Annotated in this window: 12 protein-coding genes; 7 read left to right on the forward strand and 5 right to left on the reverse strand. The window is 63.4% G+C overall.

The window, feature by feature from the left end:
- Positions 1–75: 75 nt before the first annotated feature.
- From EO136_RS14645 to ahcY, 6 genes are all read left to right on the forward strand, one after another.
- Positions 76–795 carry a response regulator transcription factor gene (locus tag EO136_RS14645; RefSeq protein ID WP_127145128.1) on the forward strand — a complete coding sequence of 240 codons (720 nt, stop codon included), beginning with the start codon at positions 76–78 and terminating at the stop codon, positions 793–795.
- 7 nt (positions 796–802) lie between these two features.
- Positions 803–2,590: a stimulus-sensing domain-containing protein gene (locus EO136_RS14650; protein ID WP_127145129.1), complete on the forward strand. Its 1,788-nt coding sequence runs from the start codon at positions 803–805 to the stop codon at positions 2,588–2,590.
- Positions 2,587–3,072 carry an HPr kinase/phosphorylase gene (locus EO136_RS14655; RefSeq protein WP_127145130.1) on the forward strand — a complete coding sequence of 162 codons (486 nt, stop codon included), beginning with the start codon at positions 2,587–2,589 and terminating at the stop codon, positions 3,070–3,072. The genes EO136_RS14650 and EO136_RS14655 overlap by 4 nt, the downstream gene beginning before the upstream one ends.
- A gap of 63 nt (positions 3,073–3,135) precedes the next feature.
- The gene (locus EO136_RS14660) at positions 3,136–3,534 is read left to right on the forward strand and encodes a PTS sugar transporter subunit IIA (protein ID WP_127145131.1); all 399 of its coding nucleotides are present in this window, start codon (positions 3,136–3,138) and stop codon (positions 3,532–3,534) included.
- Entirely contained in the window at positions 3,531–3,851 is a 321-nt protein-coding gene (locus EO136_RS14665; protein ID WP_127145132.1) for an HPr family phosphocarrier protein, read from the forward strand. Before EO136_RS14660 ends, EO136_RS14665 begins: the two co-directional genes overlap by 4 nt.
- A 138-nt stretch (positions 3,852–3,989) precedes the next feature.
- Positions 3,990–5,393, forward strand: coding sequence for an adenosylhomocysteinase (gene ahcY, locus EO136_RS14670; protein WP_127145133.1), 1,404 nt, complete (start codon positions 3,990–3,992; stop codon positions 5,391–5,393).
- Positions 5,394–5,554: 161 nt separating this feature from the next.
- Here the strand turns inward: ahcY and EO136_RS14675 are convergent, their stop codons facing one another.
- The 3 genes from EO136_RS14675 to polA all read right to left on the reverse strand — a co-directional run bounded on the left by EO136_RS14675 (position 5,555) and on the right by polA (position 9,889).
- Positions 5,555–5,959, reverse strand: a complete 405-nt coding sequence (locus EO136_RS14675) for a DUF1810 domain-containing protein (protein WP_127145134.1) — start codon at positions 5,957–5,959, stop codon at positions 5,555–5,557.
- 203 nt (positions 5,960–6,162) lie between these two features.
- Positions 6,163–6,948: a YegP family protein gene (locus tag EO136_RS14680; RefSeq protein ID WP_164730618.1), complete on the reverse strand. Its 786-nt coding sequence runs from the start codon at positions 6,946–6,948 to the stop codon at positions 6,163–6,165.
- Between the two features lie 70 nt (positions 6,949–7,018).
- Positions 7,019–9,889 (reverse strand): DNA polymerase I, encoded by a 2,871-nt coding sequence (gene polA / locus EO136_RS14685; RefSeq protein ID WP_127145136.1) that lies wholly within the window; start codon positions 9,887–9,889, stop codon positions 7,019–7,021.
- 192 nt (positions 9,890–10,081) lie between these two features.
- Between polA and EO136_RS14690 the strand changes: the two genes are divergently transcribed.
- Positions 10,082–10,651: a hypothetical protein gene (locus EO136_RS14690; RefSeq protein ID WP_127145137.1), complete on the forward strand. Its 570-nt coding sequence runs from the start codon at positions 10,082–10,084 to the stop codon at positions 10,649–10,651.
- 10 nt (positions 10,652–10,661) lie between these two features.
- On the opposite strand, the gene EO136_RS14695 is transcribed toward EO136_RS14690, so the two are convergent.
- Both EO136_RS14695 and EO136_RS14700 read right to left on the reverse strand, forming a co-directional pair.
- Positions 10,662–11,201, reverse strand: coding sequence for a CAP domain-containing protein (locus tag EO136_RS14695; protein ID WP_127145138.1), 540 nt, complete (start codon positions 11,199–11,201; stop codon positions 10,662–10,664).
- Positions 11,202–11,296: 95 nt separating this feature from the next.
- Positions 11,297–12,190 (reverse strand): hypothetical protein, encoded by an 894-nt coding sequence (locus EO136_RS14700; protein WP_127145139.1) that lies wholly within the window; start codon positions 12,188–12,190, stop codon positions 11,297–11,299.
- Positions 12,191–12,318 lie beyond the last annotated feature (128 nt).

The following is a 12,318-nucleotide window of genomic DNA, read 5'->3' on the forward strand; positions in this document are numbered from 1 at the left end:
ATGCTGACGGCCTCGAGTTCATCAGGCCGACGCCCTACCGTTCAGGCGTCGCCCATTCCGACAGAAGGGGAATTCATGCCCAAGATCGCTCTGGTCGATGACGACCGCAACATCCTGACTTCGGTGTCCATGACACTGGAGGCCGAAGGCTACCAGGTTGCTACCTATACCGACGGTGCATCCGGCCTTGAAGGACTGACGAGCGAGCGTCCGGATCTCGCCATCCTGGACATCAAGATGCCGAGAATGGACGGCATGGAACTTCTGCGCCGGCTGCGTCAGAAGTCCGACGTTCCGGTGATCTTCCTGACCTCCAAGGACGAGGAGATCGACGAGCTGTTCGGGCTCAAGATGGGCGCCGACGATTTCATCACCAAGCCCTTCTCCCAGCGCCTTCTGGTCGAGCGTGTAAAGGCCGTACTGCGCCGCGCCGCGGCGCCCAAGGATGCTCCGGCCACCGGCGGCGCTCCCAGCGAGGACGGCACGGCGCGCGGCTCACTCGAGCGCGGCTTTCTGGTCATGGACCAGGAGCGCCACACCTGCACGTGGAAGGGCCAGCGCGTGACCCTCACGGTCACCGAGTTCCTGATCCTGCTCGCGCTGGCCCAGCGCCCGGGGGTCGTCAAGAGCCGCAACGCGCTCATGGACGCAGCCTATGACGATCAGGTCTATGTGGATGATCGCACGATCGACAGCCACATCAAGCGACTGCGCAAGAAGTTCAAGAGCGTGGACGACAGCTTCGACATGATCGAGACGCTCTACGGGGTCGGCTACCGGTTCAAGGAGCAATAGTCGGGATTTGGACGACCGGCTGCAGCGTGAAGATCGGCTCGGCTCCGCCGTGGAGCCGGACCGGGATCAGCCCGAGAGGCGACGCCCGGTCCATGCGCTCGTTGTGCGTCCGGCGGTGGCTCTGGTGCGCGCGATCGGGCGCGCGATCAACTTCACCTTCTTTTCCTCGCTCACCCGCCGGATCGTCATCCTCAACCTCGTGGCGCTTGCCGCGCTGGTTGCAGGGATCATGTACCTCAACTCATTCCGGGCCGGGCTGATCGACGTCCGCGTGCAGTCGCTGCGGGTGCAGGGGGAGATCATCTCGGCGGCGATCGCCGCTTCGACCGGAACGGATTCTGAATTCCTCACGGTCAATCCCGACCGACTGCTCGAGCTCTATATGGGCGACAGTCCCTCCTCCTTCACCTTTTTCGACCCCAGCTTCTCGTTCCCCATCGACCCCGAGCGGGTCGCCCCGCTCTTGCGCAACCTCGTGACGCCGACCCGGACGCGGGCCCGCATCTTTGACCGCGAGGGCATCATGATCCTCGATTCCAACAACATCTATGCGAGCGGGGAGCTGCTGCGTTCGAGCGCCATCGAACAACCCTCGGGAACGGGGTTTTTCCTTTTCGACTGGTGGAACCGGCTTTCGCGGCTGTTCCGGGGCGCGGACTATCCCTCCTACCAGGACTATGCCCCCCATGAGGGCCTGCGCTATCCCGAGGTCGCGGCGGCCCTGGGCGGCTCGCCCGCCGACATCGTGCGGGTGGACGAGCGCGGCCAGCTCGTGGTGTCGGTGGCCGTTCCCGTCCAGCGCCAGAACAATGTGCTGGGCAGCCTCCTGCTCTCGACGACGCCGGGCGATATCGACGCCATCGTCACCCAGGAGCGTTGGTCGATTCTCCGGATCGCGCTGGTCGCCGCCGCGGTGACCGGCTTGATGTCCGCGCTGATGGCCGGCACGATTGCGGGGCCCATGCGCCGGCTGGCCGAAGCGGCAGAGCGGGTGCAATCCTCGATCCAGGCGCGGACCGAGATCCCGGATTTCACCGACCGGAGTGACGAGATCGGCCACCTTTCGGGCTCCCTGCGCTCGATGACCAACGCGCTCTACAACCGTATCGAAGCCATCGAACGGTTCGCCGCCGATGTGGCCCATGAGCTCAAGAACCCGCTGACCTCGCTCAGAAGCGCGGTCGAAACCCTGCCCCTGGCCAAGACCGCGGCCGACCGCAAGCGGCTCGCCGACATCATCCAGCACGATGTGCGCCGGCTCGACCGGCTGATTTCCGACATTTCCAACGCCAGCCGCATCGATGCCGAGTTGGCCCGCGAGAACACCGAAACCGTCGATATCGGCCAGCTCGCCGAGGCGATCGTGTCGATCCAGACCGATCTGGCTGCCAGCCGGGGCGTGCATTTGGCCTTCGTGCCTGCCAGGGGCAAGTACATGCCGCTGGTCAAGGGTCATGACAACCGGCTGGCCCAGATCTTCACCAATCTGATCGACAACGCGGTGTCATTCTCGGCCGCCGAGAGCACCGTGACCGTCTCGGTCACCGCGGACGCCGAAAAGGTCACGGTGACCGTCACCGACGAGGGGCCGGGGCTGGGCGCCAATGGCGACAAGGTGTTCGACCGGTTCTATACCGACCGTCCCGAATCCGAGAGCTTCGGAGACCATTCCGGGCTCGGGCTGTCGATTTCCCGCCAGATCGCCGAAGCCCACAAGGGAGCGCTCGAGGCGGGCAATCGCAAGGACCGCAGCGGTGCCGTCTTCACCCTTACCCTGCCGCGCGCCAGATCATGAGCTCCGCCGCTACCATCCACGGCACCGGGCTGGTGCTCGACGGGCTCGGCATTTTGATCCGTGGGGCTTCGGGAAGCGGGAAGTCGCTCCTGGCGCTCGACTTGCTCGAGCACACACGGCTGGCGGGTACGCCCGGCGCGCTGGTTTCGGACGACCGGATTGCCCTCGAGCGGATGTCCGATGGCCTCGTGATGGTGGCGCCCGACACCCTTGCGGGGATGATCGAGTTGCGCGGGCGCGGGATCATCGCCATATGCCATATGCCGCGCGCGCCGCTGCATCTGGTCGTCGATCTGGTCGATACCCTCGAACGCATGCCCGAGGACGGCCAGTTTCGCGTACGGATCGAGGGCTTGGATCTGGCGCGATGCCCGGTGCCCCGGCGCGGCATCGTCGACGGGGGGCACCAGAGGCTGCTGGTCGGCGCCGCGCTCGCAGCGGTTGCGGGCGATATCGGGTCACACCCGACCGAAATGTCTTGAATCCTGAGCCGGTCCGGACAAGAGTCCTCCCGGTTGCGCGTGGCTGGAAAGGCTGAAGACGATATGATCGGCATGGTCCTTGTGACCCATGGGCGGCTCGCGGAGGAATTCCAGCTGGCGCTCGAACACATTGTCGGGCCCCAGGAGGCCATTGCGGCGGTCTCGATCGGCGCGGATGACGATATGGAGGCCCGGCGCAACGATATCATCGCCGCGGTCCGGGCGACCGACAGCGGTGCGGGGGTGGTGATCCTCACCGACATGTTCGGGGGCACGCCGTCGAACCTTGCCATCTCGGTGATGGATCAGGGCGAGATCGAGGTGATCGCGGGGTTCAACCTGCCGCTTCTGGTCAAGCTGGCCAGGATTCGCGGGGAGATCGACATGAAGGACGCCGTGCGGCTCGCTCAGGAGGCGGGACGCAAATACATCAACGTGGCCAACGACGTATTGGGGAAATGACGACACCTATTGCCGAACCGGGCCGCGCCATCTGCCAGCGGCTGACCATCTGCAACCGGCGGGGCCTGCACGCCCGCGCCTCGGCCCGGTTCGTGAGGACCGCGGACCATTTCGACGCCGAAGTCACCGTGAGCCGGGACGGCATGACGGTGGGGGGCACCTCGATCATGGGCCTGATGATGCTGGCCGCGGGGCCGGGCTCGACCATTCTCGTGCGCGCCACGGGCCGGCAGGCCCGAGAAGCGGTCGAGGCGATCGCCGAGTTGGTCACCTGCGGGTTCGACGAGGACAGTGAGGGGCTCGATCCCGCCCACTGAGCGGCCGGACGTCCCCCTCTCCTTTCTCCCGCTCGGGACAGATATAAAACTTTCTTTATATCCCGTGTTGTGCGCCGGGCGCGGCCTGCGTATAACCATGGCCAATCCAGACCGACACCATGCCAAGGAGCACCGGCCATGACCGCGGCGTTCACCGATTATGCAGTCAAGGATATCGCGCTTGCCGATTACGGGCGCAAGGAAATCGAGATGGCCGAGATCGAGATGCCCGGCCTGATGGCGATCCGCGCCGAATATGCCGCCGCCCAGCCGCTCAAGGGCGCCCGCATCGCCGGTTCGCTGCACATGACCATCCAGACCGCCGTTCTGATCGAAACCCTCGCCGCGCTGGGCGCGGATGTGCGCTGGGTGAGCTGCAACATCTTTTCGACCCAGGACCATGCCGCCGCGGCCATCGCCGCCGCGGGCATTCCGGTTTTCGCGCACAAGGGCGAGAGCCTTGAGGAATACTGGGCCTATACCGACCGCATGATGGAATGGGGCGACGGGGGCACGCCCAACATGATCCTCGACGATGGCGGGGACGCCACCATGCTGGTGCTCACGGGCGCCAAGGCCGAGACCGACCCCAGCGTGCTCGACAAGCCCGGCAGCGAGGAGGAGGAAATCCTTTTCGCCACCATCAAAAAGCGCCTCGCCACCCACCCGGATTTCTACTCGAAGATCCGCGCGGCGATCCGGGGCGTCTCTGAAGAGACCACGACGGGCGTGATGCGCCTCTACCAGCTTCAGGAGCGCGGCGAGCTGCCCTTCCCGGCGATCAACGTCAATGACAGCGTCACCAAGAGCAAGTTCGACAACAAATATGGCTGCCGGGAGAGCCTCGTGGACGCGATCCGGCGCGGCACCGACGTGATGATGGCCGGCAAGGTCGCCATCGTCTGCGGATATGGCGACGTGGGCAAGGGATCGGCCGAATCCCTGCGCGGCGCCGGCGCGCGGGTTCTGGTGACCGAGATCGATCCGATCTGTGCGCTGCAGGCGGCGATGGACGGGTTTGAGGTGGTGACGCTCGAGGACGACATCGAGCGCGCCGATATCGTGGTGACCTGCACGGGCAACCGCGACATCCTCACCGTCGACCACATGCGCCGGGTCAAGAACATGGCCATCGTGTGCAATATCGGGCACTTCGACAACGAGATCCAGGTGGCCGGGCTGCGCAATTTCCGCTGGACCAACGTCAAGCCGCAGGTCGACCTCGTCGAATTCCCCGACGGCAAGAAGATGATCCTTCTTTCCGAGGGCCGTCTGGTCAATCTGGGCAACGCCACGGGCCACCCGTCCTTTGTGATGAGCGCCTCGTTCGCCAACCAGACCCTCGCCCAGATCGAGCTCTGGACCAAGGCCGACCAGTACGACAACCAGGTCTATGTGCTGCCCAAGCATCTGGACGAAAAGGTCGCCGCGCTGCATCTGGAAAAACTGGGCGCCAAGCTGACCAAGCTCTCCAAGGGCCAGGCCGACTATATCGGCGTGCCCCAGAACGGCCCCTTCAAGCCCGACCACTACCGGTACTGACCGTCCGCCCCGGAAGGGGCGAGGGCACCGAGAACGAGAAAAACCGCCGGCACCCCCGGCGGTTTTTTGTTGCTTGGGTTGGGTTTTTGGGGTTGGCGACCCTGTGGCGGGCATAGCCGGGTCGTCGTTCGCAGGTGCACATCCCTGCGCCGAAGCCGCTCTTACCCGAGGCGCTTGAGAGTCTCGGGGTCTTCCTTCCCGTCGAAGAAAATGTCGAGCGCTTGCGCAAAGACCGGCGCGTCTGGCGCCGCGCGGGCAAACAGTGTCATCGACGAGCGAAACTTCAGATCATCGGGATGCCCGAAGATGGACTGGGCCGATCTCTCGGCATGGCCGAGAACGGCTTGCGTGCAGGCAATAAGCCGGGCCCCGAGAACGGGATGCGCCAGATAGGCCCGCGCCTCGACCGAAGACCTGAGCGCATAGCGTTGGCTCATGGCGCTCACACCCAACCCGGCGATCTGCGGGAAGATGAACCACATCCAATGGCTGCGCTTCTCGCCGGCACAGAGTTCGGCGAAGGCGATTTCGTAGATGGATTCTTGGGCGGTGAGGAAGTGGTCCATAGTCGTCAAAACTCTACGGAAAATAATACCGCACAAAAGCACACATTGCATCGTCCGAATCGGGCCAGCATCCTAAGAAGAAAAATGTTGGACGCGCCTGGTGTGCGTTCCATCCACCATCTTTGGAAATTCTTGCCTCTATCATACGCGGATTATTCTCTTCTATTAACGAGACTTCGCAAAGACATTATGAACAAACTCAACTATCGAATTTTCTTTATCGCCTCTAGTATGTCTCCTCCTTCGAGCACGGCTACGGCGATTGCTGCTGCTGCCGGCCCAGGCACTCCGCAGGCTGCCAAGAAACTACAGGCTAATCCAATTATCGCTATCCTTTTTAACTTGTGCAGAGCAGCAGCATGTTTTTGCAGCCAGTTTTCAACGGTCTGTGAAAGCTTTCGAATGGTCCCAAGCGCCTGTTCTTTTTCGCTGGCTGAAGACTCGATCAGTTCTACTCTCAGTTCCTTCCGAACGGTTTTTAGATCACCGCGCAACTCGGTCAGAAATGCTCGAAATGCATAATGCTCATCCAGCTGCTCAGGTTCATTTGGAATGGCTTCTTGCATCTCATCGATTACATCGGCAATTGCTACATCGATTGATGCTGCCCAAGATTGAAGAAGGTCGGCATTTCTCGACAGCTGTCGCACCAAATTATCGCGGTTCTGATTTTCATCAGTGTCTGCTTCTTCGAGCGGAGCGTTTTGCGCAAACGTTTTGAATACATCAACGCAGCTTTCCGCGCCGCGTTTGTCCGTAAATGATTTAGATTTTAGCAAAAGTTCGTTGTTGGCGGCGTACATAGAGAAATAGAAGTGATTGTCACTAGCGGAAAACACCCTAAAATGGCCTGATGTACTCCTATCTTTTTTCATGAGGGCTTGATCGGTGGTTCTGGAGAGCCCTTTTCTAACCGCATTAACTAGACTTTCCGCAGTTTCCCTCTCCATATAGCTTTCGGAGGACATGAGGATTTCGTCGTCGCGCAAGAACTGGACCCTGATCCCGCCATTGTCGCCCTCAACAAACTTGAACCTATATCGATACATGCCCTGCCCCCTAATGTGCCGCTCCCCAGTTCTGTGCGGCTTTTGCATCCACCTGCAACGGCACTGATAGTCGCAACGTTGGTTCGGCGGCGGCTTCCATGACGCGGCGGATGAGCGGGATGGCGCTTTCGGCCTTGTCCTCGGGCGCCTCGAAGATCAGTTCGTCATGGACCTGCAAGAGCATGTCCGCCTCGATCTTTTCCGATGAAAGCACCTCTTCCATGCGGATCATCGCCCGGCGGATGATATCGGCGGCCGAGCCCTGAATGGGCGCGTTGATCGAGGCGCGCTCGATGAAGGCCCGCTCGGACGGGTTCTTGGTGTTGGCGTTCTCGAAGGGAATGCGGCGCCCGAAAATGGTCGAGACATAGCCCTGCGCCTTCACCCGCCGGCGCTGCTCGTCCATATAGTCCTGGATGCCGGGAAAGCGGGCGAAATAGGTCTTGATGTAGTCCCCCGCCTCGCTGCGCGAGATGCCGAGCTGGTTGGCCAGCCCGAAGGCTGATATCCCGTAGATGATGCCGAAATTGATCGCCTTGGCCCGGCGCCGGATCATGGGGTCCATGCCATCGATGGGCACGCCGAACATTTCGGACGCGGTCATGGCGTGAATGTCCAGCCCCTCCTCGAACGCGTCTTTCAAGGTCCCGATATCGGCGATGTGGGCGAGCACGCGCAATTCGATCTGGGAATAGTCCGCAGAAATCAGCAGATGGCCCGGCGCGGCGACGAAAGCCGTGCGGATCTTGCGCCCGTCCTCGGTGCGGATGGGAATGTTCTGCAGGTTCGGTTCGGTGGACGAGAGACGGCCCGTGGCCACCGCCGCCTGATGGTATGAGGTGTGCACCCTTCCGGTGCGGGCGTTGATATAGCCGGGCAGCGCATCGGTATAGGTGGATTTGAGCTTGGTCACCCCGCGCCAGTCCAAAAGCGTCTGGGCCAGCGGCACGCCCTGGGCGGCGAGATCGTCGAGCACCGAGGCGCCCGTGGCCCAGGCGCCGGTCTTGGTCTTCTTGCCGCCTTCGAGCCCCATCCTGCCAAAGAGGATATCGCCCAGCTGCTTGGGCGAGCCCAGATTGAAGGTCTCGCCGGCCTGCTCGTGGGCGCTCGCCTCGAGCGCGGCGGCGCGCTGGGCGAAATCGCCCGAAAGCCGGGAGAGGATCTGCCGGTCGACCGACACCCCGCGCGCCTCCATGCGCGCGAGCACCGGGGCCAGCGGGCGGTCGAGCGTCTCATAGACCGTGGTGGCGCCATGTGCGGCCAGCCGGGGCTTGAGCACGTGCCACAGCCGCAGCGTGATGTCGGCATCCTCGGCGGCGTATTTCGCGGCGGTCTCGATGTCGATCTGGTTGAAGGTCTTTTGCGCCTTGCCGGTGCCCGCGATGTCGGTGAACTTGATACAGGTGTGGGACAGATAGCGCTCGGCCAGCGCGTCCATGCCGTTGTTGCGCGCCCCGTCGAGCGCGTAGCTGATGAGCATGGTGTCGTCGATGGGCGAGAGATCTACCTCGTAGCGCTTCAAGATCCCGATATCGTATTTCAGGTTCTGCCCGATCTTGAGGATCGAGGGATCCTCGAGCGCCGGCTTGAGGATCGCGAGCGCGGGGTCCATAGGCATCTGGCCTTCTGTGAGGCCCGAGCCGAACATGTCCTCGCCATCGGTATGCCCGAGCGGGATATAGCAGGCCAGCCCAGGCTCGGTCGAAAGGCAGATGCCCACGAGATCGGCCTGCTGGTTGTCGAGCCCGGTGGTCTCGGTGTCCACCGCCACATGGCCCATGGCGTAGATGCGCGCCACCCACGCCTCGAGCGCTGCGGCGTCGCGCACGATCTCATAGTCCTCGTGCCGGCAAGGGATGGCGGCGATCCGCGCCAGCTCGGCCTCCGCATGGGCCTCGGGCCCGTGATCGGTCACATGGGCGCCGCCGGTATCGGCGGATATCCCCGACTGGCCGGTGCCCGCATCGGGATCGGCGGCAAGTCCGGTGTCGGGGGTGAAGTCGTCGGGGTCCGCATCGAGCAGGGCCGCGACGCGCCGGGTAAAGGAGGTGAACTCCATGGCCTTGAGGAAAGGCAGCAGCACCTTGGGGTCGAGCGGCTGGCGGGCGAGATCGGCCAGGGGCAACTCCACCGGCACGTCGATCTTGAGCCGCACCAGCTCGCGCGAGATGCGCGCCAGCTCGGCGTGGTCGATGAGGTTTTCCCGGCGCTTTTGCTGCCTGATCTCGGTGGCGCGCGAGAGCAGCGTATCGAGGTCGCCATATTCGTTGATGAGCAAGGCTGCGGTCTTGACCCCGATGCCGGGCACGCCGGGGACATTGTCCACGGCGTCCCCGCACAGCGACTGCACGTCCACGACCTTTTCGGGCCCCACCCCGAACTTCTCGACCACTTCGTCGGGGCCGATCCACTTGGCCTTGAGCGTGTCGAGCATGCGCACATTGGGCCCGATCAGCTGCATCAGATCCTTATCGGACGAAACGATCGTCACCTTACCCCCCTCCTTGACGGCGTGGGTGGCGTAGGTGGCGATGATGTCGTCGGCCTCGAACCCTTCCTGCTCGATGGCGAGGATGGAAAAGGCGCGGGTCGCGTCCCGGGTCAGGGGAAACTGGGGCACCAGATCCTCGGGCGCATCGGGGCGGTGGCCCTTGTAGTCGGGGTAGAGATCGTTGCGGAAGCTTTTCCCCGAATAGTCGAAGATCACCGCCATATGGGTGGGGGCTTCCCCGTTCTTGAGGTCCTCGTGCAGCTTGTAGAGCATGTTGCAAAAGCCCGAGACCGCGCCGACGGGCAGCCCGTCGGACTTGCGCGTGAGCGGGGGCAGCGCATGATAGGCGCGGAAGATGAAGGTCGAGCCGTCGACGAGGACCAGATGCATGGCGGTGTTTTCGCTTTTCCCGGCACGCCTTGAATCGCGCCGCTTCTCTTGATCGTTGGCGCACATTGGCGCGGTTGGGGCCCCGGGGCAAGGGCCGGGCCGGCCAGTGAGAAAATGGTAACCGCAGGGCACTAGGGTGGACCGGGAACGGTTCGGTGGCAGGCGCCACAGCGACAGGGCCGGGGGGAAACAATGCTCGATGACTGCGGCGCGCTGCTTTTTGCTTCAGACGCCAAATGGATCGCAAAAACCACCGCGCTGTGCGAGACGCTGGGCTTCGGTGAGACCGCTCCGTTTGATGGAATCGAGGATCTGGGCCGCCGGGCGCGCCGGCGGGCGATCACTTATATCCTTGCGGACTACCGGATCGACGCCGATCTTCTGGCCCATACGGTCCGGATCATACGCCATCACGACGCCGATCCAGTGCGGTTCGCACCCATGCTGGCCTTCACCAAGGGACTGGACGCCGAAATCTACGGCAAATATATCCGCATGGGATTCGATGACATCATCGCCTTCCCGCAGACCATGGCCCGGGTCGCCCGCAGGCTGCGCGCCCAGCTCGATACCCCCATCGACTATTTCCAGGCCGGCCCCTATTTCGGGCCCGACCGGCGGCGCCTGCTCGAGGAAGAGCCCGAAGACGATCGCGAACCCGGCGAAGGCTTCACCCGGCTTGTCATCACCCGGGATGCACGCAAAGGCATCGAAATCGTAGAGACGCACGATCATCAGGCCGCCGAGCGACGCGCGGGCTAGCGAAGGCCTTTCAGGCCCGGCGGTCCTCAGGCGGCAGAACGCCCATGATCAGCGCCCAGTAGGTGCCATAGGTGTTGGTGACCGTCGATGGACCGCGCCTCACGGCAAGCCCGAACTGGCGGTAATCGGGATTGACCATCACCCGATGGTGGGCAGGAGAGTTCATCCACCCTTCGATGACCGAGGTCAGGGTCGGCGGGCCGCCGGCGAGATTTTCGCCCGCCCCGCCCCAGAAATCGACGCGCCGCAGCCGGGTCGAAAACCCTTCTCCGGGCTCGGAGGTGTGCGCCACCCGCGTGGTGCGCGCCATGATGGCGGCCTGTTCTTCGGCCAAATCCTGAAGCACCCGGTTGTGGACCAGTTCGGGCAGCCCCTCCCGGCGTCGCATGGCGTTGAGCGCGGCCCGGGCGTCCGACACCGCCACCGCGGAGACGGGATCGGTCCTCTCGGTGGTCGTGATCACGGGGAGCGACGCGCAGGCGGACAGGCTTGCGCCGAGCCCGGCAAGGGCCAATCCGGACAAGATCTGGCGGCGGTTCAGTGTTTCCATGGGGAAGAGTCTATGGAGATTTTCAGCCCGGTTGGCCAGAAAAAAAGCGGCCCGGTCCGGGGCCGCCTCTTTGCGAATTCGCCTGGATCAAGCGGTCAGGTGCGCCTGACGCGATTGAAGAAGGGGATGATCGTGTTGCGGTCGCGGTGGTCACCGCCCATGCCGGCTGCAAAGTATGCACCTGCTGCGCTGACGACCAGAGCCGCACCGGTCAGGAAGGCAGCAAGGATGGCAATGATCCGAGCCTGTTCAGCCGCCTCGGCGATATCAGCCTGAACGGTCTGTGCCTCGGCCACGACCTGGTCGACCCGAGCCGCAGCTTCATCCGGCGAGAGCCCGGTGCGGGTGGCAACGACATTGGCCAGATAGGCGCGGTCTTCGTCCGTGACGCCATCTCCGGTCACGCCTGCAACCAGAATACGGCTAGCCTCGGCCCGTGCGGCCTCGTCTGCGATATCGGGCTGCTCGGTGCGGAACAGCAGATCGACGGTGTAGTCGAAGGGGTTGATGTCAGCCGTCGCATCTGCGGCCTGGGAAGAGGCTGCGCCGACCGCCGCGCCGGTGGTCTGTCCTGCGATCGAGGCCAGCCCCCCAATGCCACCAAAGGCAAGGATCGCGGTGAACGCCACCCCGGTTCCCCAGACCATGAGCCCGTGGATACCGTCGCGGACGTCGACTTCGTGATCGGTGGCATCCCCGAGACGCCGACGCATGCGGCCGGTCACGTAGCCGCCCGCCATGAAGGCCGAAAGCTGGACCCAGAGCACCCAGATCGCGAGGGTCACCGCCACCCAGAACGGGGACACGCCTTCGCTGCCGAACGGGCCGCTCATGGAAAAGCCGATGGCGGACCCGAAGGTCATGAGCACCAGCGATACCGCGGAAGCAAGCACCGCACCGGCAAGAATGGCAGGCCAATCAATATATGACCCTGTGTCGCCTGCGGGCGCCGAGGCGCCGGCGGACAGGTGAGGTGAGGTTTCGGCCATTGCCGGGTACTCCTGGGGTTCGAGAAAATCAGGCCTTGAAAAATCAGGCCAGACCGATGAAGGACAGAATGGCCATGACGACGACGACGAGACCGACGATGTAGATGATGGAATTCATTTGAATAATC

It is taken from the genome of Pelagibacterium montanilacus (assembly GCF_003992665.1).
In the GTDB taxonomy this organism is placed as follows: Bacteria; Pseudomonadota; Alphaproteobacteria; order Rhizobiales; family Devosiaceae; genus Pelagibacterium; species Pelagibacterium montanilacus.